At 43.1% G+C, this 22,210-nt stretch carries 17 protein-coding genes; all 17 read right to left on the bottom strand.

What is annotated here, in order from left to right:
• Positions 1-118: 118 nt before the first annotated feature.
• The gene (locus tag OO184_RS21265; protein WP_265380898.1) at positions 119-1,039 is read right to left on the bottom strand and encodes a Pvc16 family protein; all 921 of its coding nucleotides are present in this window, start codon (positions 1,037-1,039) and stop codon (positions 119-121) included.
• Between the two features lie 24 nt (positions 1,040-1,063).
• Positions 1,064-3,130, bottom strand: a complete 2,067-nt coding sequence (locus OO184_RS21260; protein WP_265380897.1) for an ATP-binding protein — start codon at positions 3,128-3,130, stop codon at positions 1,064-1,066.
• A 9-nt stretch (positions 3,131-3,139) separates the two neighbouring features.
• On the bottom strand, positions 3,140-4,963 hold the full coding sequence (locus OO184_RS21255) for a contractile injection system tape measure protein (RefSeq protein WP_265380896.1): 1,824 nt from the start codon (positions 4,961-4,963) through the stop codon (positions 3,140-3,142).
• Positions 4,964-5,026: 63 nt separating this feature from the next.
• Complete coding sequence (locus OO184_RS21250; RefSeq protein WP_265380895.1) at positions 5,027-6,577, bottom strand: tail fiber protein; 1,551 nt, start codon at positions 6,575-6,577, stop codon at positions 5,027-5,029.
• A 235-nt stretch (positions 6,578-6,812) separates the two neighbouring features.
• Positions 6,813-10,160 carry a baseplate wedge protein gene (locus tag OO184_RS21245; protein ID WP_265380894.1) on the bottom strand — a complete coding sequence of 1,116 codons (3,348 nt, stop codon included), beginning with the start codon at positions 10,158-10,160 and terminating at the stop codon, positions 6,813-6,815.
• Complete coding sequence (locus OO184_RS21240; RefSeq protein ID WP_265380893.1) at positions 10,157-12,856, bottom strand: baseplate J/gp47 family protein; 2,700 nt, start codon at positions 12,854-12,856, stop codon at positions 10,157-10,159. The genes OO184_RS21245 and OO184_RS21240 overlap by 4 nt, the downstream gene beginning before the upstream one ends.
• Before the next feature lie 82 nt (positions 12,857-12,938).
• Complete coding sequence (locus tag OO184_RS21235; RefSeq protein WP_265380892.1) at positions 12,939-13,355, bottom strand: contractile injection system spike tip protein; 417 nt, start codon at positions 13,353-13,355, stop codon at positions 12,939-12,941.
• On the bottom strand, positions 13,352-13,813 hold the full coding sequence (locus OO184_RS21230) for a GPW/gp25 family protein (protein ID WP_265380891.1): 462 nt from the start codon (positions 13,811-13,813) through the stop codon (positions 13,352-13,354). The genes OO184_RS21235 and OO184_RS21230 overlap by 4 nt, the downstream gene beginning before the upstream one ends.
• Positions 13,814-13,826: 13 nt before the next feature.
• Complete coding sequence (locus tag OO184_RS21225; protein WP_265380890.1) at positions 13,827-15,428, bottom strand: phage baseplate assembly protein V; 1,602 nt, start codon at positions 15,426-15,428, stop codon at positions 13,827-13,829.
• Positions 15,425-16,108, bottom strand: coding sequence for a CIS tube protein (locus OO184_RS21220; protein WP_265380889.1), 684 nt, complete (start codon positions 16,106-16,108; stop codon positions 15,425-15,427). The genes OO184_RS21225 and OO184_RS21220 overlap by 4 nt, the downstream gene beginning before the upstream one ends.
• A complete protein-coding gene (locus OO184_RS21215) occupies positions 16,095-16,274 on the bottom strand; it encodes a DUF5908 family protein (protein ID WP_265380888.1) in 180 nt (59 codons plus the stop codon). Before OO184_RS21215 ends, OO184_RS21220 begins: the two co-directional genes overlap by 14 nt.
• On the bottom strand, positions 16,271-16,729 hold the full coding sequence (locus OO184_RS21210; RefSeq protein WP_088372201.1) for a phage tail protein: 459 nt from the start codon (positions 16,727-16,729) through the stop codon (positions 16,271-16,273). Before OO184_RS21210 ends, OO184_RS21215 begins: the two co-directional genes overlap by 4 nt.
• A 13-nt stretch (positions 16,730-16,742) precedes the next feature.
• The gene (locus tag OO184_RS21205; RefSeq protein WP_265380887.1) at positions 16,743-17,948 is read right to left on the bottom strand and encodes a phage tail sheath family protein; all 1,206 of its coding nucleotides are present in this window, start codon (positions 17,946-17,948) and stop codon (positions 16,743-16,745) included.
• Positions 17,949-17,996: 48 nt separating this feature from the next.
• Positions 17,997-19,418, bottom strand: coding sequence for a phage tail sheath family protein (locus OO184_RS21200; protein WP_265380886.1), 1,422 nt, complete (start codon positions 19,416-19,418; stop codon positions 17,997-17,999).
• A gap of 11 nt (positions 19,419-19,429) precedes the next feature.
• Positions 19,430-20,515 (bottom strand): phage tail sheath family protein, encoded by a 1,086-nt coding sequence (locus tag OO184_RS21195; protein ID WP_265380885.1) that lies wholly within the window; start codon positions 20,513-20,515, stop codon positions 19,430-19,432.
• A gap of 54 nt (positions 20,516-20,569) precedes the next feature.
• Positions 20,570-21,019: a contractile injection system inner tube protein gene (locus tag OO184_RS21190; protein ID WP_265380884.1), complete on the bottom strand. Its 450-nt coding sequence runs from the start codon at positions 21,017-21,019 to the stop codon at positions 20,570-20,572.
• Between the two features lie 1,018 nt (positions 21,020-22,037).
• The coding region (locus OO184_RS21185; protein ID WP_512699429.1) for an Rpn/YhgA-type helix-turn-helix domain-containing protein at positions 22,038-22,210 on the bottom strand (173 nt) is incomplete at its 5' end.

Raw genomic sequence — 22,210 nt, 5'->3', positions numbered from 1 at the left:
ATTAATGATGGTATCTTTATTCTTTGGCTTTGTGCCATTTCTTTACTCTCACATTCCCTGGAATTTTGATTTCGAGAAATGCATTTTTAAATCCATAGGATATATATAAATAATGGTTTTAAATCCCAATCAATTTATCAGAATCTTCTTTTAATATAATAATACCTGTGCCATTTATATTAACAATAGCACTCTGACTATTTATCCACTTTAAAATAATATCTTTTATTTTAGGTAAATAATCTGAATAGGTAATGCCTGAAATATTGAGCAGCACACTTTTATTCTCTTGATTTTCATTATTTTCTTGACTTTCATTATTGTTTGTAGCGAATTCAGTGATCAGATCGATTTTAGCTAAAGCAAGGCGAATATCTTCTGTGCCGCCTAAATCGGCACACAATTTATCTGCCAGCGCTTGATTGATTTGTGAATTGTCCAGATTGGGTTTTTGAACTACCGAAGTTGAGATTTGGCTAATCGGGGTGATATTGTCCTTAATATCTTGCAGTTTCATGGGTACGGTAATGGAATACATTAAAGAGAGGCGAGGGCGATTACCCAGAGCCTGCCAGAAATTACCCAGGCTATTTAAGTTTTCCTGTTGTGGAATAACACGGGTATAAGCACCGGGAATGCCGGTTAATTGGCGGTTATTAATTAATGCATTTAAAACCCGTGTCATCACTTGCGCGGCTTGATTATTGGGCTGACTATCCGGGCTTGAACTGTCGCTTGAAGGCTTATTGGCATCCCAATAAGTAATTAAATAGTTACAATTGATATTGACCCATCCCGGTAATAATGTACTGGTTGCCGGGTTATAACGTCTTGGCTCGGCAGAACGTAATTGTAGATCTTCGTGTATATCGTAAAGAAATACGCTTATTGTCGGTTCCGATTGGATTGAATTAATTTCAGGTAGATCAAAACGGATATCAATTTTATTGCCATTGGTATTTAGATACTGGGATAAAATAGTGTTTAATGCGTTATTTACTTCAATAATAGCATTGTCAGAAGCAATGATAGTTGTCATGTTTATTCCAATTTTATTCAATGTTTAAAAAACCAGTCGGCCTGTTTTATTTAATTCAAGTGTAACGGCTCGATTTATATGTTTATTTTCGATTTGTTCACAGTGATCATTTTTCGCTAACATTGATGCTAATAGCGCAATATTTCTGATATTAGCACCAGTTAAATCAGCTCGTTTAGCCAGATGGGTAAAATCAATGGTATCTGATAATTTAAGTTGTTCCGGCCAAATGACTTGCCACATTTTTTTACGTAATGTTTCATCAGGGTAAGCAAAACGGGTAATAAAGGTGAAGCGACGATTAAATGCGCTGTCCAGATGGCTACGATTATTGGTGGCTAAAATCACTAATCCCGGATAATTTTCCAGTCGTTGCAGTAGGTAAGAAACTTCAATATTAGCGTGCCTGTCTTGGGCGTCCTTGGTTTCGCTGCGTTTGCCAAATAAAGCATCCGCTTCATCGAAAAATAGCACCCCGGAATCGGCCTCGGCTAGATCGAAAATACGGGAGATATTTTTTTCCGTTTCGCCAATATATTTATTCACCACGGTAGAGAGATCGACTTTAATCAAATCAACGCCAAGATACCCGGCGATAACCTCTGCGGCCATTGTTTTGCCGGTTCCTGATTCTCCGTAAAATAACGCGCTAATACCGGTGCCATAACCGATTTTTTCCTGAAAGCCGGTAGCCAGAATTTGGTCACGGTAATGTATGGCGGCAATAATTTCTTTTAATTGTTGCGCTAATGCGTCTGAAATCACTAAATCATTAAAATTGCGTTTGGGGGTTATTCGTTGAGCTAATTTGCCGAAGTTTTGTTGCGCACGGAAACTTAATGCCTTACGCAGATCGATTTCTTTCAATTGACCTTCTGGTTCTCGGAGTATTTGATATTGATTCGCTTCTTTAAGAATTAGCGGTAATGTTTCTGCGGTAAATGAAAAACGTTGGCATAGCTGAGTAATATTGATTTCCTGAACGATATTATTAGGTAAACTTGCTGCCAGCATGGTTTTTTTATCCGCCAGAGTCAGTGCTGGCATATCAATTTGCACTATTGACAGATGTTTGGTCCATATTAATGCATCTTGTGGTTCTGCTAGACAAACCACACGTAATTTTGGTTGGTTCAATAGTGTAAATAATTCGTTGTGCCATATTCTCTTTTCCTCTTTCAGCAAAGAGAAATTTCTAATTAATAAACAGGCATCATATAATCGTGCTTCCCGTACTGCATCTATTAGCAAGTTAGGGTTATTTTCCTCCGGTAGTTGAGCTAAGTCTAGCGTTAATGTACTGATATCATGAGATGCCATAATATTGCTTACTGCCAATTCTCTGGCGCTATCTGATTTTCCTCTGAGTATGACCAGCGGGCGTATTTCATCGGTTTCATTGAGTAATATCTTTTCAAGTGAATGATAAAGCGTTTGTGGATACCAACTATGTGAGGCCGGAGAATGCCAATAAGCACAAGTTGTCAGCGGCGGTAAAATAACCCGTTGGCCTGATAAGCAATGCCAGATAGCACTATGAGTTAAAAATTGGGTTTGTAACCAAATAGGCTCTTGATGATTATTGAGACGTAATAATTGGTTATTGATTAACGGTGTTTGTGGTAAGAAGCTATTTTGCAGTAATTGCCGATCACTTTGACATTGGCTGAATAGTTCAATAGCTAAAGCAAAACTGGGCCACTGTTTTTTACTGTTGCCGTGCAGAGCGGCAAATAATGCATGATAACGGCTATCGAAATGGGGCAATAAACCTAATAATAAAACATCACGCTCAAATTCAGTGAGTTCAAAACGTTCGACCAATAGTGATAATGCATTGGAGGTTTCTTCGATTTCAGAGAAATTAATAACATCATCCTGTTTGATTATCCAATGAGGAATACTCTGTGGCTTTGCCAGATGTTGCTCTAATTCATCTTCGGTAAGTAGGAAACTATCCGGTAAATAATCGTATTTTTCTCTGTTTTGGTAATAGTAATGCTGTAACCGCAGATCAATACGTTCCAGATGGGGATAAATCCAGCGTAATTCTTTTACCATGTGGTGGTTATTTTTAAGTAAAGAGTTCATATAAACCTGTTAAATTTTTCGCCAGTCGATTAATAAAGGGTGATCCAGCCAGGGAAGTTTGGCGATATTTAATGGCCACGGCCAATCGGCCAGTAATGCATCAAAGGGTTGTTGCTGGATGGAGATGTTGATTTCTTGATCATTGATCAGCAATTCACCCGGCCGTTGTAAAAATAGTTGTCGGACATCATTGCGGCTTAATTTTTTCCAGCCGGGAAGTTGAGTAATAACAGTATCTAACCATTGTGTGGTTATTAATTGTTTTTCTGGTTCAAGAGAGATTGATTCACTATTTTCATCAGCCGTTAATCCACACAGCACGTTATTGAATCTCTTACGTTCGGCTGGTGTTTCTTCGGTTCCCCAAATGAGAGCATCAAGGAAATTAACGGCGCTGAATTGGGCTTGACGATGGATAAACTTTTGCTTCTCAAGGAAACCAAGTTGATTAAACAGTGCTGGCAGCATCGGCCATAGCGTTAATATTCCCGCATTGCTGACTTGATATGGAATAGTTTGCTCTGGTAATAAAATCGGTTGAGAAGTTATAGTTGATTTTTTACTGGATTCACTTTTATTGTCATGGTCTGGCATAAAGTGTTGCGATAGATATTGGTATTCTGCAACTGATAGGTGTTGTTTACAGAGTTGTGAGACAGGCGCTAATTGCCATAATGAGGTTAACCAAGTCGTATCTGCACGCTTATATAAGGCAACGTGTTGAAATAGAGCGAGGATAGTGTGTGTTTTAACATTCCCTTTTTGAATAGCGGTGGCGATTAATGAAAGCTGATGCTGATTTAATTGTGGTAAATCTTGCCGATGTCTTGTAACTAATGCCTGTAATATCTCAGTGAATATTGAATCAATGGAAATCGTTTGCTGTAAAGAGGGTTCGTTAAAAAATGGATTTTTATGGCTAAAGTAATCTGCCAGATTTTTGTATTCTGGCGCTGAAAGATATTTTTTGCATAGTTTTACAATGGGGGCTATTTGCCAGAGTTGTTTCAGCCAACTATTTAATCGGCTATTTTCAGTCACAGTTTTTCGGAATAACGTAATAATAAGAGCGGCATTAAGTACGCCGTTATTAATTTCAGTTGTAATACGTGAAATGATTTTTGCATTGGGTTTAGGTATTTCCTGAATATTATGCCGCTGTAGATATTCCAGTGCATTGAGTATCAATTGCCCGGAGGAGACAAACTCCTCCTGAGGTTGTAGTTTATTTACTCTTGTGGATAATCTGCGGTTGATGGCATTCAATAAAGCAGGTTGTTTGATCGCCGAAAGTCGTTGTATACCGTATTCAGATAGGCAGCTTTTTGCCAATAGCAATATCCATTGGCTCTCTATCTGTGCTAATTGATGAATAAGTTTATTAATCTCTTTATTATTGGTTATTGCCTCCAGTGTATTTAATTGGGGATTTTGTTGATATAACGAGTGAATAAAGTTTTCTGCATTAATTAAATTATTATCACCAGACAAAGATGGATTATTGATAAATTGACTGGATATTGATTTTTCCAGTAGAATTTCTTCTTTATGATCGTTTATCTGATATTGGCTGAATGCTTTATTTAGCTCCATTTTGAGGCGAGCAGGAAACAGTGAATTAAAGTCATGAAAATCTATTTCACCAAGATTGAGGGTTAATGTCTCTAAAGAGATATCTTGATGAATGTTATATTCATCAAAGTATGAGTTGAGTAATTTATTTATATTGGCTTGATTAAGCAGGGAGCCATGCAATACTTTTTTAGCTACCTGTTGATCATTAGCCTCAATCGTAATGGTAATCCGATTTAACAGATTTGGCTCCGAAGTCATGCTAATATATCCTTTGTGATTAATAGTTAATAGCAGATTTTAATCTGCCAGTATGAAATAAAATTAAAGCTTCATAATAAAGGCTAGAATGTAATAAGGAGGAGTAATATTAGCACTTGCATCAACCGCATGAGTGTGCTCTTCTCCGCTCCCTGTGTTAGATGTGTAAAGATAATAAGGACTAATATCATTTCCAGAAAAAAGGTTTCTTCTTCCTCCTAATGTAGAGCTCATAAAATCAAGCTTATCAGGATTATTATCGATTTGTTTGCTTTGTTCTGTTTTTATTCTAAAGGAGCCATATTTTGAGCCTGTACCATTATAGTAAGCCATTCCCCCTATATGTCTATGTTCTGGTATTTGTTTCTGGGAAAGTTTTGTGCCTTTTATTGAGATTGTTAGTTTTTTATTTGTCGTATTTATTTTGAATTCTTTAGCATTGGTACTACCTGAAGCTTTGTCATTACTCTTTCCATTAATATCGGAGAGCTTGCCTCCTAGAATAAACCGATCGATTAAATTTGGTGTACCACTATTACCATCACACAGTGCCCATCCTGTAGGAACACTACTACCAGAGAACATCACAATCATTCCTCTGGGGAGTATTTTGCTGGAGTCAATACTGACACCGTTATTATCTACTTTTATGCCATTACCAGCTTTTACTGAAACACCATTACTATCGACATTAATACCATTACTAGCCTTAACATCTAACCCTTCACCGCCTGCTTTTACTCCCCAACCAATTCCTACCGATATTCCTGTAGACTCGACTTTAATAGTGGCATTTTTTGCTTTTACGGAGACGCCGTTACTATCAACATTAATACCATTATTGGATTTGACTGAAACACCATTGCTATTAACGTTGATACCATTATTGGCTTTAACTGAAACACCGTCGTTATTAACGTTGATACCATTATTGGCTTTAACTGAAACACCATTGTTGTTAACGTTGATGCCATTATTGGCTTTAACTGAAACACCATTACTGTCAACGTTAATACCATTACTGGCCTTAACATCTAACCCATCGCCTATTTTTATTCCCCAACCAAGATTGACAGATATCCCTGTAGATTCGATGTTAATTGTTTTATCTTTGGCTTTTACAGAGACGCCGTTACTATCAACATTGATGCCATTATTAGCTTTGACTGCAACACCACTACCATTAACGGTAATACCGTTGGCAGCTTTGACAGACACATTATCATTATTGACAGCAATGCCATTGCCTTGTCCAACACATATTCCATTGGTCTTATTAACCAGTCCACTGCCAAGGTCTACGGATAAAATATCTTTTTCGATTATTAATGGCGAAAAGTCTTGGCTGGCAAGCGTGCCCAGTTTTAAATTAAGCGTACCGTCATCTGCCAGTGTCAATCCTTTTCCCGGTCCATTTTGTTGTGGCGCCTGACCACAGGCTCGGCGACCAATATCAGCAATATTAATCAGGTCGGTATAATCGGTCTGTAATGGAATACTGCCTTCTTTAAAACGGTTTTTCAAATCACCGACTGTAGGCCCGGTTGATTCAATATTAGCACTTTCTAGATTAACTTCTGTGTTATATAGATATAGGTTGTATTTCTTTTCCATTTTTATCACCTTATATTGTGTGCGCTATTATATTGAGATATACCCGTCATCTTTCAAGTTGCCTCTTTGTTGGCTGCACTCACTCACCCCGGTCACATAGTTCTCTATGCTCCCGGGGATTCGCTCCCTTGCCGTCGCGATGCATCTTGAAATCCATAGGGTATAGATTCAAATAATAGTGAGATTTTTGAAGTATTTCTGATATATGAATAAATAGGATATTTATTTTATATTTTTAGGCTTTGTTTCCATCATAAGTAAAATTAAAGCCGAATTTTGTCCGGGTTTCTCCTTTAAGGTCATTAGGGTCAGATATATAATTTAGCGATAAAATAAGCGGCTCTTCGGTATAAAATAATGCGCCGGAAAGATCTTGGTTATCGCCTAATACAAATCCATAATAGAATGACCAGCTATTTCCTGCCGGAGGATCGTATAAATTCATTGCTTTCCATGCTAAATTAAGCCCGACTTTCTTCCTTCCTTTAATATGTAATATTTCATCGGTAATAACACCATTTTTGTTTTTCTTCACTTTGATAGTGTAATCAGTCCATGCATTATCTGATTCCAGTACAGCATATTCAGGCCCTGTTTGACTGTTATCGGTTAAAAATACCAGCTTGCCTTTATTATCTACCGGTTGATACAGAAACTCTGAAACAGTGGTTTCTTTATTATTCTCTTTATTAAGATCGATATTTACCCATACTACCTTCTTAGTATAAGGAACATATAATAATTGATCACCTTTTATGACTTCTTCGTTCCATTTATCCCCAGACTCGCCAATTACGTCAATACGTTGTTGTTCAGTAGCAATTCGCATACTACCAATACCCGTTGCAGCAGAAGGCAGGCGCCCTAAGGTTAAGGTTTCTAAAATATGGTATGCCTCATCTCCTAATGGCGCATCATTGTTTTGCCAGCGTTTGTAGGTATTAGCAAAATCTTCAAAATGTTCCGGTGATAACCAGTGAATAATCATCGAAATGTGCGCGGGAAATTCAGCGAGTATCTCCGTTTTCACCCAAGCTTCCAGTTTATAAGGGTCAACTCTGTTACTTGCAATTAATTGGTGATCCACTACCACGCTAACCACAAATGAGAAGCGATCGGCCAAGGCGTATTTTTCGCTGGAGAAGTACCAGCGATAACGCCATGCTTCGGTCTCGGCCGGAAAGTCTTTATTTGGTGAGTTTTCGTTGCATTTAATTAATATCTTGCCTTGAATGCGATCAAATTTAATGACGCGGGCTTTGAGTTCATATTCAGATCGCGGTTCAGTACGCGCTAATATTTTTTGCGATGGTTTAGATGGGGTAATGACATATTTCAGCGTGATTTCGTCATTGACTTCGATCATTGCAGGAAAAGGGCTTTGGGCGCTGGAGGTAATCCAACGTTCATCTTCTGTTGCGTTTTTATACGTCTCATTGGCATAAACTAATTGATAATCCATATCTTCTAGCCACACCGGGCTGTTTTGCCAACGCAACTTACCATCATCAAATGCCTGTTGCACCCGGTGCAAATTGTGCTCCAAACCCGTGCTGTTGCGCGAGCTAAGAGAGAAAGTATCTCCTGTCACCTCGGTGATCATCTGGCCCCGCAATATAAATTCTCTATCATCTTCAATGATAATCAGATTAATTACTTGGCCTTGTAATAAGCGGCTTGCGGTACCTTGCTGGGTAATTTTTAACTGATCATCTTCAATCGCCAGAGAATCGGGCTTTTGCTCGGTATTGAATTGGGTATCGGGTTTTTCCGGTAATAACTGGCGATGTTCAATTAAATAGAAAGGCAGATTAGCCAGATCAGGCGTATCACTGAAACATTCCCCGCCCAAACCTAATCGGGCAGCAATCCGTTTTTGCAATGCGGACACTTTATCAATCCGAATATTATTACGTTGATAGGTCAATTCGGGTTGTTGAGCCAGATAACCACGTTGGGTGTCCAGAAAATCCTGAAAATCAAGGGTGAGTGGTCTGGCGGCAAGTTGAGCGCCAAAATAGCCCAACAGATGATCCAGAATTGTCACTTCCTTTATATAGTTTGCGCTCTGAATTTTGTCATTAATATAGATTTGTGAATCACGGTTTAGCTTTGCGGTTAAGTCAGGGATGATCTGTTGATGAACATTGTTACCGATGGTATCGGTTTTAAAAGGCCATTGCACGCCATGTACCGTTTCCCCTCGTTGTTTAAAGGCCAGTAATTTTGGTAACAGGGCCAGTTCGGCACAGCCGTTAGCCAATATTTGCTCAAACGGCAGCATAAATTGGTGTAACTGCACTTGTTGTGGAGTTGGTTTGTTGGTCTGCAATCCATAGCAAGCCGGTAATTTATTACTCACCGGATAGTAATTCAGGATTTTACGATGTTTACCCCAATGCAGTAATTCCGGTTGCGTATCAATCAGCGGTGCTGCAATTATTTTTTCTTCCACCTGTTGTTTGGAAACGCCAATTTTAACGCCCCCTTTGGCGGTGATAATAAGAGGGCTGTTTGCTGAGGTAATTAATGCTAAGGGGTCGTTACCCCATAGTCTGGGATAATATCCTTGGGCGATTTTCCAGGACCAATTATCATCTGACAGTGGCGTAATGGTATTATCGTGATTAGCTAATGCCAGCCGGGTAATACTCTGTATTCCGGGAATAGCCAGTAGCCGATTAACCAAATGACTGAGATTTAATACGGTAGCACCGGTGTAATCTTTAACTTGAGGTAATGTCGGCATCCAACCATGACGTAAATAAGGGCCGGAAAATATCTCTTCATGGTGGTAACCCTGATCTTTCATGGCCTGAGTGGTATAACGTTCGGGTTTTGCCAGCACCATCTGTTCCGCCGTCATATAAACTTGGGCGAAGATATCAGGAATATCGATAACGTTATCTTTAAGTTCAATTTCAATCTGCAAAGGGAGATCAGTGGGTTGCAGCCAGATAATGCGATTGACGTATTCCCCCAGATTGCGGTTATTTTTTAGGAAAGCGTTAAGCTTTTCCTGAGCCAGTTTATTATCGGCTTGCATTTCCCGGCTTGGGAGTAAATAGAGCCAGTAATTGCCTCTTAGTGCTAATTCGCCGTCCGCGCCTAAATCATTAAAGGTATATTCACGTTTCTGTTTGTTATACCAATATTTATAGCGTTGATTTTCAGGTTCACGAATTAATTGGACATCATTAAAGAAAAAATAACCTTCATTGGTGTCATTAATCGCGTCACTGCTATGTAGGTCTAGCAAAGCCCGGCGATAATCTTCTGCGGTGATGGGGCCACAGGTCAGCGTTTGTTGTGGGCCAAACTCTTGCGGGAAAATACCGTCGCCGGGTATCTGTTCCTCCGGTCTTGGCGTAAGCAGATCTCTCAGTGGTAATGCGTGGCGATAGGCCAGATCGGAGGCGCCATAACAACAGGCTTCCAATAAGGTGATGCCGGGGTCATTTTCATTGGTATTGCTCCAGCATTGACCGGATTGTTGTTCAATCACCGTTTTGGCCTGAGCGAGTAAGGCATCGAAGGTAATATCGTCTTTGACGATGGGAAACAGGGCATCCTGATGACTCATTGGTTAACTCCTTGGTTTGAGGGGCGCTGCTCCGGCCAGACTAAAATCAGCACTTCATTGTCGGCCGCCTCGATACTTTCACCCACGGCGCCTGTGACTCGGTTAGCGATGGTGATGCTTAAGTCGGTGACGCGTGCTACCAGAGGAGATTGTTGGATCGTGGCTAATAACTGGTAGTAGTCAATGCGATTACCGGTTGTCACGCCGATAGATGGATTTTCGCCCCACGGCATATATTTGCGGCTTAATTCCTGCTGTAGCTGGTGATGGCCGTAGTCGGGGTTAACGCCCGCGATAAAGGTCACTTGGTAGTTCACATTAACGTCAACGTAAGTGGGATTGCTAATTTCAATGATTGCCCAAGGGCTGCTGAGTTGTTTGATCCATTCGACCATCTCTGACAACCGAGCGGAGTTTAACTTTGGACGCAATGTATCATCGTTATCTTTGTAACGGCTGTCAGGGATCACAATCAGTTGTTGTGTTTTCGGCGCCGGAATTTTGGTTAATTCACTGGCAGACGGGTATTTGACATCAAACAAGCTGATAAATTGCTCTTTTAATAAGGTGACAATGTTGCCCCAACTCAGTACCCGATTGCGGTGAGATAAGCGGGCAGGGAGTCGTGTCAGGAAGGCTTGCTCGGTTTCTGGCGGGCGACCGTTCCACGAGGCCCAAGGTTGGGTGACGTTGCTGATGGCAACAACCGTGTTGGCGGCTTGTTTAATGGTGTCGGCGGCTAATCCATTGATAAAGTGATCCTGCTCAACGGCTTCTGTGTTGATTAACGTCGCCGTGGTGGCGTTATACAGTAGACCCTTAATGTGTGGGTAATCTTGGGGATCGGTTTGATGAATTATCTCTGCTTTCAGCCAATAGCGTCCCGCTGGCATCAGGGCAGCCTGATTGGCCGCATCCTGTGGCAATAAGGTTCGCCAGATACCCCGGTCAAACAGGTTATGGGTTTGGTCGTCAACTAATTTGTCTAATTTGCTCCAGGTGTTGTTCTTATTGAGATAAGACCAAGATAACGCGAGTGCTTTAAAGCCTGCCAATTGCCAATAGAGAGATAAGGTTTGTCCCGGTGATACGCCCGTAAAGCCTAAATAAAATGCTTCATGGGTTAATGCGGGCGTTTCTGCTGTTGCTTCGCCCCGGCCAAAAGGCGTTAAGGGATAGACGGAAAATTGTCCGGTTTTAGCTTTAGCGCTGAATTGAATCTGCAATGCACTGATTTGCGGCGTATAAGGGACATTTTTATCGGTGGGATTTTGCCAATATTGAGTGTGCATAAAATCCTGCTTGTCCAATTCTATGCGTATTGATGCCGGCCATTCATTGGGAGATGGACTATCTGCAACAGGGTAATTCATTGTCGGCAAGGTGAATTTTAGGCTTTGTCCTTGTGGTGCTTCTTTTCCATTGAATAATGACTGCGCTTCATTAAGCTTTTCTCTCTTTTGGGGCGTGATTAAGTAACCCTGTACTTTAAAGGCACTATTGTCGGGTTTAGTTTCATATCCTCCATACCATTTTGAAAAGTTTTGTTGCGGCAATCCCACCCATTGAGGGGTAATCGTCACGGTTGCGCTTTCAGTGCCATACCATTCTGGGGCAATTAGATTAAAACCAGATCCTAACGATGGTGATTGACCAAAAGGAAAGCTGGAGGTGTCCGTTTGTTCAATACCGCCATCAGAGGCGTAGAGCACACTGCGGTTGCCATTAGTACTGACTTCGATCCCGGTAATCTTGGGTAGAATAGGGCCTTGAGCGGCGCCTAGCTTTAATACCGGTATATCAAACGTCATATTATCCAGAGCATCAGGAGGCGTGATCGATGCATCACTGGCGGATAATCCGAGTTCAAGCGTTGTTTTGTTGACAAGTTTTACCGATAAGGAAAGCCAGCGATTTTCTGCGCTGATATTAGCCGTGATGTGCTCAGATTTACCCGTCCATTCGCTAGCTAATGTCGCTTTAATTGTGCGTTCTCCTGCCGACAGGGCAAATAAAGGCGAAGTGATCAGATAACCAGACAAAACTGGAATGTCATTGGGCGTTGGGCTAAAAAGTCGAATACCGTTTTCGGGCCATGCAATATTATCCGCAAGATTTAAGGGGATTGCCGATAACCAACCATTATCCTTTTTCCGATACCAACGTAGGTCGGTTAATTCCCCTTGGTTAGCCAGTAAATCCGTATCTGATGCATATTGTAGCGGGGTGCCAGCGTTATCTTGCCCGGCATCAAACAGCGTACCCTGAGCTATCAGCGATTCTGTGCTGTCAGTATTAAGCGTAATTCCTATCGCCACTTTATCCGCTTGTGCTTGTTTGGGTTTGAGTCCCAATAATTCCCGGTAATAAAGATTACGGTGCCGGGCCGGAAAGGTATTTAATAATCGATTAGTTGTTTCTAATAACTTTAAAAAAGCCAAAACAAAAGCTTGATGGGCAGGTAAAAGGCCATTCGCTTTATTCACGTTTTGGTAAATATCGGCTAATTGTTGAGGATTATTTGCTTGAATAAAGTAGAAACTATCCCAGAACTGTTTTTTCTCTTGATCGAAAGGGATTTCTTCAGCATAAGCTTTAAGCCAATTTAAAATATCTAGCGTGCTTCTTTCATCAAGTTTAAATTCAGTATCCGGCACAATAGCAGAGAGTTTATTTTCTAACTCGGCCTGTCCCATATTTTTGCCACCTGTTATTGAATATATTCCTGATAGATTGTCAGGAGATCGTTGTTATTTAAAATAGAGTTGAAGAGATTATTTATCCGGCGGTGACGGCATATTGACTGGCAATAAACCGGCCTTTACCCATACTCGGCGCTGTCACATCCGGGCCGCTCGATGGATTATTGGCTGGCTGTGTCGGGGTAAAACGGGCGATAAATTGTTGCCCGACAACAATCACTGTGGCAGGGCTGCGGCAAAAGTTTGCCTGTTGGCTGGCATCCAGTTGAGCAATGGTGACCATCCCCATGCCGGGAACCGGGTGGCTTGGGGTAATGTATTGCGCTTGAAGTTGCACCTTTTTTTCATCACTGACCATGACGATTTTTTTGCCCTGAATTTTGGCGTGTCCGCTGCCCCGGATGGTTGCTGGCCCTAGAATGGTGACTTGTCGGTTGCCAAATAATGGCTCGAACAGTAAATTGTCGCCGTCAACCACCAGTTGTTTGCTCATAAGCTCACCTGTACCCGACCTTCATTAACTTCAAGGGCGCCTTCAATTTGCTGGCCGATTTCGCTGCCTCTCAGGGTGTAAGTGACCTGAATATGCAGGGTATTGGGCACATCGTTTCTTTGGTCCACTTGGATCTCGCTGATATCGGCGCGGGGTTCATAACGTAATACCCGTTCTTCAATCCGAGTTTGAATTTCGGCCATCATTTCGTCACGGATATTGGCAAACAGATAATCATTCAGGCCGCAACCATAATTCTCTCGCATAATTCGTTCGCCGGGTTCGGTGAGAAAAAGAATTTTCATATTTTGGCGAACATTTTCTGCTCCTTCTGCCATTGTGACGCCGGTGGCTATTTCTGGATGAATATTATCTTTGATAGAAAATTGCGGCGGAAATCCCCAACCCCGACCATAAATATCGGCTAATACTGTGTTGGTTAATACTGTATTTGTCATCTCATTACCTTAATTATTGGGTTAAGTTAATTTTCGCACCTTTAATATCCACCCCGGATTTCCCAGAAGCAGATAGAGATTTTTCCGCCTCTATTTTAATTTCCTGAGCATTGGTGATAAGGTTTTTAGCCGAATGGAGCGTGATATCTTTATCCTGTTGCAGAGATAAGGTATGTTTTCCGCTATTTAATGCGAGCGTTTTATCTTTATTATTAAATAATAATGTCTGCTGGTTTTCCCCTTGTTTAATCACTAAGGTTTTCACTGGATTTTTTTCACTCGGTTCTAACGGCGCTTTGTTTTTAGGGTTGTGCATCGAGCCTAATATCACTGGGAAGCGGGGATCACATTCAAAGAAGCCGATAATCACTTCATCCCCCGGTTCAGGGTAAAAGCAAAAACCGCTTTCATGGCTAGCGTAAGGTTTACCCAGACGGGCGAAAAGGGCGCCATTGGTTAAGTTTAAGGCCGGTATTTTGACCGGAATACGGCCTAATGATTGGCTATCTCGCTGGTATTTTTCTACGATCCCCACATGCAACTCTTTCGCCTGCGGTACAACTTGCTCTGTTTCCGGTAATAGCCCCAGAGTTAGCCGAGTACGCCAGCCTTGCCGTTGATGGATGGTTTGACTGACACCGGTGATAATCGCCTGACCATCCATCCCTTGACCAAAACCATTTAACGCCAGCACATCGCCGGCTTGATAACGGTTATCGCCTTCGACTTCAAAATTGCCGGAAACATTATGACTTCGGCGGTTATTCAGGATGCCTTGAGCAAGCTGTTTAGCCTGTTCGTTGTCCAGCGGATGGCTGAAAACCCATTGCCATTGTTGATTGGTCAATGATGTCAGGTTGTCTGTGGCGAGTTGATTACGACCGAGGTTGCTGCTTTTTGCCTGATGGGCGGGAGACAGTTTTTGTTGGGCGACGTCCCAAGATTGTACACTCACTGTTTTGGGGCTGCGTTGGTTATCCCATTGCAGATTCGCTTCAAATAACACTGCATCCTGATGGTTAGCTCGCTGGTGGAGGGTATGTACGGTTGATCGATTCAGTGATTCCGGGGTGACCAGCGTCACGCTATCGTTGCCGGGCAATAACCAAGTATGAGTCGCGAGCAGCCGGTTTTTTAGAAAAGCCCAATCATTACAGCGAAACTGTACCATTTGTTCATGCACTGTTTTAAGCTGCGGGGCCTGTTTTATCGTGACAGGGATACTCGCTTGGCTAAACAATTTCTTGATAATCGCCTCATCACTTTGTTTATTGAACAGTTGCGAGTGGAAGTTGTGAGTTAATTTTTGCAACGCATGTTTGGCGGTCAGCGTAATGATGCTGTCCTGACCTTTAAGCCCCACAGCCTGTCGGACGATGATCCCCTTAAACACCACGGTTTTTTCGATCTGCACAATAAGTTGATGATTGGGGCGGCAACTTGCCAGTTCAGCTTGCGCTTTGGCATCAAAGATATGACTGGCATCGCCGGCGATCCCTAGCGTGATATTAGCCGAGGGGATGCCATTGATGTGATGGTTAACTGTCAGACTGATGACCGTAAATTGGCTGAGGGCTTTGCCGCCGATTTTGAGCATTATCGTCGGTATCTTCATGCTTCCCCCCGTGCTTGCAGCGTTTGCCCCGGCGCGAAATCATCAAGATTATCCAAATCGTTTTGCCAGGCTAGAGAGAGATAATCGATACCGCCCGCCAGAGAGGCGCCGGCGCCGAGGGCGATCAAGGGCAGAGAGAGCATATCGGTTATATTCACTGCGGTAACGGGTGGTGATTTTAATTGCTGCTCGGTAGCTTGAATGACAAAACTTTCATCTGCCACCAGAGATAAGGTCGCGCTGGCCCGCAACGGTGTGGCGTCCCGATCAAACAGGGTGTAATGAATGCTGAGACCACTGGCGCGACAGGCAAAATAGCCTTTGTTTTCCCAACGCATTTTGCCCCATTTGATTTTAAGAAAGTGGGGGACGTTAGTGCTGGCATCCACGGCACACAAGGCTTTTAGCGTTGCCAGTTGAGTTTCTACCGGGGTGTTGTTGCCGGGCATGGCGGCATCAAATAACAGGACTAATGACAGACCCGCCGGTTGGGATAATACATAGCGGCTGCTTTGGCTGGCGCTGTTAATGCTTTCATCCTGCTGATAACGGGTTTGATAATCGAGTTGGATGGCATCAGGGTTATACATCGCCTGTAAACTGCCTACGGAGATTTTCCCCTCGCGGTCTTTGAAAGCAGTGAGGGTGAGTTTGGATAGGCTGCGTTCAATTAAGCTCATAATAACCTCCGGCTTCACGCAATGCGTCTAATACTTCTTGTTTCACCTTCTCAATCAGGCGGGCGTTATCCAGCGCTTCCTGCGCTAATGTTGGCGGAGCGACCGGATGACTCGCCGAATCGGTGACTTTGGCCTGAATAATCAGCTCTTTAATTTCAACAGTCATGCTTTCACTCCTAACCAGCGCATATCCTGATAACGTAATTCCAGCGCATTAACCAAAACCGTATTGCTATTGGCATCAAGGTCGCCGGTGGACCAGCGAACCGGCAGCGCGTTACTTAGCGTCCAGCTTGCCACGGGTAAGGTGTTTTCATTCAGTAGCATGATGACCACATCGGCATAAACCGCTTTCTCGCCGCGCAGGACGCGATCAAATACCCAAGTCAGCGGCGTGACGGTCATAACACCGCGTTCCAGTACCAAGCTACCGTGCTGGATCTTCTCGGCTAGCCAAACATTTCTGGCATTTTCTCCGCCCTGGCTGTGTTGGCTTGTTTGCAGTTCGCGGCTGAGGCCCGATATCCGTTGAAAGGCTATGTCGAGTGGGCTAGGGATATTGTTGAATAGAAAACTGGCGATAAAACGGTGTGACACTGATGGGGTGTATAAGTTGTTCATATTTTGCCCCTGTTTAATGGGTGATCCCGGTGCGGGTATCAAATGTCAGACTCAGCTCAATAAATTCCGCCGGAATTAACAGCGCCAGCCTGATCTTCATGATCATTTTCCCGGCCCGCAGATCCGCTTCGCTCATTGATTCATCAACTCCCAGTAACACCTCAAAGGCTTGATCTTCCTGCGTACCGCGCAGTCCGCCGTTTAGCCATAACTGATGCAGCCAGTTGTAAGCCTGACCTTTAAACTTCATCCAGGTGATGGCGTTATTAGGTTCAAACACAAAGGCCCGGCCCAGTTGAGTCATATGGGCTTCGATATAAGAAACCAGACGGCGAGACTGGATATAGCGCCAAGGAGAGCCGGGGGTGTTATCCAGCGTGCGGCATCCCCAGATCCTTGTCCCTTTGCCGGGGAAGCTGCGAACCAGATTCAACGAGGCGCCATCCTGATTAAACAGGGCATCGGCTTCGATGTGAGAGCGTATTGGGCTGATCACTTTGGTTAGCGCGACGTTGGCGGGCGCATGCCAGACAGCCATTTGGTTATCGTTACGTTGGATGACGGCCGCCGCCGCCGCAGTCGGCGAAAGGACAACAGGCTGATTTTGTTCCTGATAGGCGCTGTTCACTCTTGGCCAATATACCGCTCCCCATTGCCGATCATTGGAAGAGAACTGCGTTAAACATTCAGCGGCCAGTGCGGGATCGTCGGGGGCATCCAGCAATCCCATGATACCGCGTCGGCACTGGCAAAGGTTAAGCGCGGATTGCCAAAACTGTAGCCAGAATTGAACCTTATCGTGTTGATCGATTTCCGAGTCGGGATTGTTCATCTGATTCAGATAGACAATATCGGGGACCACAATCAGCGTGATAGCATTCTGTGCGGAGATCGCTTGTTTAATCCAATCTTGCTGTAGGGTGTTGGTCAGTGATTGAAAATCGTCTCGTGGTTCATCAGACCCTAGCGATAATACGTAGGCTTGCTGACCGCCGTTGTCAAAAAAGTGACGCACGGAATAGTAGATTAATCCTGTCTTTTTAAATGACAGGGTAAAATCTGCCAGGCTATTGAGCTTGATGGCGGTTTTATCATTGGCATGGCTATTTTCAGCAGGTTGGGTATAGCCGATAAAAACCGGTATACCGACAAATGCCTCATTTTGTTTCTGGGATATCAGATTCTCCGTGATGGTGACGCCCGGCTGTGTTATTTCCATTCTCGTTTCCTCAATAGAACAGGCGCGGCGAACCGCGCCTCAGTACGGTTACTGTGTTACATTTTGCGAAAATTGCAGGATAATAAATTCAGCCGGACGCACCGCCGCCATCCCAACCTTGACCACCATTTTGCCTTGCTTAATATCGTCGTCGGACATCGTGAGACCTTGACCGATTTGCACAAAATAGGCTTCTTGTGGGCTATTACCGGCCAGCGCACCTTGTTGCCAGAGTTGATGAAGATAGTTATCAATGGCTGACCGGACCCGTTCCCAGGTAGGTTGGCTATTGGGTTCAAAGACGGCAAATCGCATGGCCTGCTTGATATCCCGTTCTGCCGCATTAAATAAACGTCGAACCGGAATGTAGCGCCAGTTGTCATCATCTTGCAGGGTACGTGCGCCCCAGACGACAAAACCTTTGTTGCTGAAATAACGGATAGCATTGATCCCGTTTTGATTCATGGCGCCTTGCTCATCTTCGCTGAGCCGTTCCGCCACATCACTAATTCCGCTCAGCACCACGTTAGCGGGCGCTTTCCAGACGCCACGGCTGGCATCGGTGGCGCAATAGACTCCCGCCATAACTGCACTGGTGGGAATCGTCCTGCTTATATTCTGTATTGCCGCGACGGCTTGCTGATAGACATCAAGGTTTTTCTCTTTGAGTTGTACCAGATTTTTGATGGTGTCTGATGTTGTATCTGCATCCCGATAACCTGAAACAGCGACGAGGCTCTCTGCCGTTTGCATAAGCTGTGAGACTTTCACCGCAGGATAATACGTTGCGGTTTGTGACGGCATGTTAACGCTGATGGCGGATGCTTTGTCCTGATTATCAGCGATAAGGAAATAACCCTCATTCAATAATGCCGGTGTCAGGCTGTTATATATCTTGCTCTGATAATTGGAATCTTGTTCAGGACAGACGATTAAGGTGATTTCTAACGCCTGCTTAATTAACTCAGGGATTAATGCCAGAGTAGCCGCTTGGGTATCGGTAATTGGCAGGATATAACAAGGTCCGCCGCCATTTTGGAAATAAAGTTTTAACGCATCGCTGCCCGTTGTGTAGGTATCGACCACTACCTGGTAACTGTAACCGGGAGTTTCTTCATCGGCACTGAGAGTCGCGGCTTTTGCATCGGCAACAACTGTTGTTTCCGTTTTTGTATCGTTCTTGACTCCGTTATCGTCTTTGACGGAGGTATCGCCGTCGTCGGTTTTAGGTTTTTCAGGAGGAGTCGGAGCAGTTGATGTGATGGCAATTGACGTCACACAACCTAGATGAAACAAGTTAGCGAAATCCAACCAGCTACTAATGCGAGTGACTTGTGGCGTTGTACTGGTTTTTTTAGTTAAGAAACGGCCAATAAAAACCGGGATTGCCGTGTTCCCTTGACTGACGGAAAGCGCCAGTGATGCATCTTCTTCAATATAGACGCCAGGATAAGTTGGTGTTGTTGGCATGCTGCCTCCAATTATTGAGCAATGTTTTGCGTGAATTGCAAGATAATGAACTCGGCGGGACGAACTGCTGCCAGACCCACTTTGACAATCATTTTGCCCTGATTGATATCGTCATCGGTCATGGTGGCGCCTTTACCGATCTGCACGAAGTAAGCCTGTTCGGCTTTATTACCCATCAGTCCGCCTTGTTGCCAGAGGGCATAGAGATAGTTATCGATAGCGCGGTGGACGGTTTTCCAGGTTGGTTGGCTGTTGGGTTCAAACACCATAGATCTCATGGCATTTTTAATATTTTGCTCTGCACTGTTAAACAGGCGGCGAACCGGGATATAACGCCAGTTATCGCTATCCTCAAGTGTACGAGCTCCCCAGACCAGTGTGCCGCTCTTAGGAAAGGTACGGATCATATTCAGCGCCTTGCCTTGGTTATATTTCCCTTGCAGGTCGTCAGTCACCGGATATTTAGGTTGTAATCCGCCTTGAATAGCCACATTAGCGGGTGCTTGCCAGACACCTCGATTGTTATCGACGCTGGCATAAATACCGGCCATTACTGCACTGGGTGGAATATCAATGATGGCTTTATTGTCTCCCCATTCGGCGGTCAGCCAAGGGTAATAAACGGCGCCATAGGCTGTGGCGGTATAAGATTTGAGCACATCATCGGGTTTTTGCTCTGAAGTGATTTGAGCGATTGGACCATCAAAAATAGCAAATAAACCTTTGCCCGGTTTACAAAGTTTTCCCGTAACCTCATTGATATCTTCTCCGGCAGCAACCAGTAAGGTGACATCGTCGAGTTTTGGCACTTGTTGTTCTAACGCATCGGTTTTAACGAGATAACCATAACCGCCGCCGTTAATAAAATAAGCGCGCAGTGCGACATCAAGCTTATCGGTGGGAGTAAATTGACCGCCTTTGAGCGACAGATAATCCAACCAGCTACTAATACGAATATAGGGATTATCATCGGATATTAATGAATTATCCTGTGCAACGGCAAAGACAGGCACTGCTGTTGCGCCGGCGCGGACAGAGAGGGCTGGTGATGCATCCTCTTCAATATAGACGCCGGGATATTTTAATTCTGTTGGCATATTGCCTCCAATTATTGTGCGATATTCTGAGTAAAACAGCTTTATAAATGAGTCTTAAGCCGCTTGAATAGTTACCCGATCTGCGGTCAGGGAAATTTCCTGAACAGCGACTTCATTGCTGGCGGCATCAAAAGAAGGGGAGGTTAATGAGGTTGGGAAGGCATTTGCCACACTCCAGGTCATTAAAATTTCAGTGCCGGCTTCATTGGTCAGGCTGATTGAAATATCTTTTTTCTCAACTTTATTCAGTTGGATGGAATTAAGCCAATCGAAAAGTTTAGTATCGCCGGCAAATACCCCTTTGCGCAGGGTAATATTAATCGCCTGACGTTGACCGGGCATTTTGTAATAATTACCGGTGCCGTCTTTATATTCAATGACGTCATGAGAAATATCGAGTCCTGAAACGCTGTTAAAAGGGATCTGCTCATCACCGATTGAGACGACAAACCGATAAGTAGGGATCGGATATTCAACAGCGATTTGTTCTGGAGTTGTAGCCATAATGTTTTCCTTCGTGAGTTATTGATATTTAAAAAACAAGAAAGCAGCTATCACCTTGTTTTTATTTGCATTGATCTATGGGTATAGCTACCGCAACAACCTGACGTAGAGGTTATTATTCATACTGATAAAATTTGTCCGGTAACTGTTTAGGTCGTTTTTAATAAAGCGGCACGATTATAAGTAATGAATCTTTAGAGGGAATATTAATTAATAATGAAGGGTAATTATTAGTTGGTATGGCAGAGGCTAACCATTTTAGGTATTAGGGCTGTTTTATTTGGTTTTAGGGGTAGGGAAATTATGAATGGAGAATTATTTTCTATTTCATCGATTAATTTATGATCAAAAAATCGATAGGTAAGTATGATTATACAAATCGCTATAGGAGAAAATAATCTTAGTGGTATAAGAGGAAAAGTATCTCTTCAGATTAGAGAAGAAAAAGATATACCCTTCATCTTTCAAGCTGCTGCTTTGTTGGCTGCTTTCACTCACCTCAGTCACATAGTTATCTATGCTCCCGGGGATTCATTCACTTGCCGCCGCGATGCAACTCGAAATCTATTAGGTATAGTCTTATTGCAGTGCTAATAAAATGGATTTTTTACGGTAGTAATAAATAGATAAAATGAAATCATGTTTGCAGTTAGATTGTTTCTTTAGGGCGACAGATAATACGTCTATTATAGTTTGAAATTTGAAATCAATATTAATTATGTTCAGTAATTGGTACTTTTTTGATTGCTTATTGATTATGAGATTTATTAGTAATTCGATTTGACCGATTTTCTACGAAGTTCATAAATAGTTAAAATTGATATTTGTTCATTAAGACAATAATTGGTTTATTATAAGATTATAACTTTTGTTTTTTTATAAACCGTGATTTTGTTTCCGCAAGCAACTCACCTAATCGCGTTCCCCATGCTCTTAAGGTGTCATTTTGCTCTCTATAAATAAGAACAAAAATGCCGATCTTGAATATCGGCATTTTGCAGCGAAAAAGGAGATTAACTTAATGCTTTAACGCTTCAATTTTATCCCGGCTCAGTCCGGTACTGGTGACAATAATGTCCAAACTTACGCCATGCCGTAATAAGGCACGAGCCGTTTCCAGTTTATTTTCAGCTCTACCTTCCTCTCGACCTTCCTGTCTACCTTCCTCTCTACCTTCCTGTCTACCCTCCT

Origin of the sequence: Photorhabdus aballayi (assembly GCF_026153155.1) — a bacterium.
Lineage (GTDB): Bacteria > Pseudomonadota > Gammaproteobacteria > Enterobacterales > Enterobacteriaceae > Photorhabdus > Photorhabdus luminescens.
Note: the sequence above shows the minus strand (reverse complement) of the source record. Positions and strands in the feature narration are given on the sequence as shown.

What these genes read in the sequence shown, in the direction of transcription:
- OO184_RS21190 (WP_265380884.1), bottom strand. Translation starts at nt 21,019, where the DNA reads ATGGCTACAACTCCAGAACAAATCGCTGTTGAATATCCGATCCCTACT.
- OO184_RS21195 (WP_265380885.1), bottom strand. Translation starts at nt 20,515, where the DNA reads ATGCCAACAGAATTAAAATATCCCGGCGTCTATATTGAAGAGGATGCA.
- OO184_RS21255 (WP_265380896.1), bottom strand. Translation starts at nt 4,963, where the DNA reads ATGACTTCGGAGCCAAATCTGTTAAATCGGATTACCATTACGATTGAG.
- OO184_RS21215 (WP_265380888.1), bottom strand. Translation starts at nt 16,274, where the DNA reads ATGACTGTTGAAATTAAAGAGCTGATTATTCAGGCCAAAGTCACCGAT.
- OO184_RS21230 (WP_265380891.1), bottom strand. Translation starts at nt 13,813, where the DNA reads ATGACAAATACAGTATTAACCAACACAGTATTAGCCGATATTTATGGT.
- OO184_RS21210 (WP_088372201.1), bottom strand. Translation starts at nt 16,729, where the DNA reads ATGAACAACTTATACACCCCATCAGTGTCACACCGTTTTATCGCCAGT.
- OO184_RS21240 (WP_265380893.1), bottom strand. Translation starts at nt 12,856, where the DNA reads ATGGGACAGGCCGAGTTAGAAAATAAACTCTCTGCTATTGTGCCGGAT.
- OO184_RS21250 (WP_265380895.1), bottom strand. Translation starts at nt 6,577, where the DNA reads ATGGAAAAGAAATACAACCTATATCTATATAACACAGAAGTTAATCTA.
- OO184_RS21260 (WP_265380897.1), bottom strand. Translation starts at nt 3,130, where the DNA reads ATGAACTCTTTACTTAAAAATAACCACCACATGGTAAAAGAATTACGC.
- OO184_RS21205 (WP_265380887.1), bottom strand. Translation starts at nt 17,948, where the DNA reads ATGGAAATAACACAGCCGGGCGTCACCATCACGGAGAATCTGATATCC.
- OO184_RS21245 (WP_265380894.1), bottom strand. Translation starts at nt 10,160, where the DNA reads ATGAGTCATCAGGATGCCCTGTTTCCCATCGTCAAAGACGATATTACC.
- OO184_RS21225 (WP_265380890.1), bottom strand. Translation starts at nt 15,428, where the DNA reads ATGAAGATACCGACGATAATGCTCAAAATCGGCGGCAAAGCCCTCAGC.
- OO184_RS21235 (WP_265380892.1), bottom strand. Translation starts at nt 13,355, where the DNA reads ATGAGCAAACAACTGGTGGTTGACGGCGACAATTTACTGTTCGAGCCA.
- OO184_RS21265 (WP_265380898.1), bottom strand. Translation starts at nt 1,039, where the DNA reads ATGACAACTATCATTGCTTCTGACAATGCTATTATTGAAGTAAATAAC.
- OO184_RS21200 (WP_265380886.1), bottom strand. Translation starts at nt 19,418, where the DNA reads ATGCCAACAACACCAACTTATCCTGGCGTCTATATTGAAGAAGATGCA.
- OO184_RS21220 (WP_265380889.1), bottom strand. Translation starts at nt 16,108, where the DNA reads ATGAGCTTAATTGAACGCAGCCTATCCAAACTCACCCTCACTGCTTTC.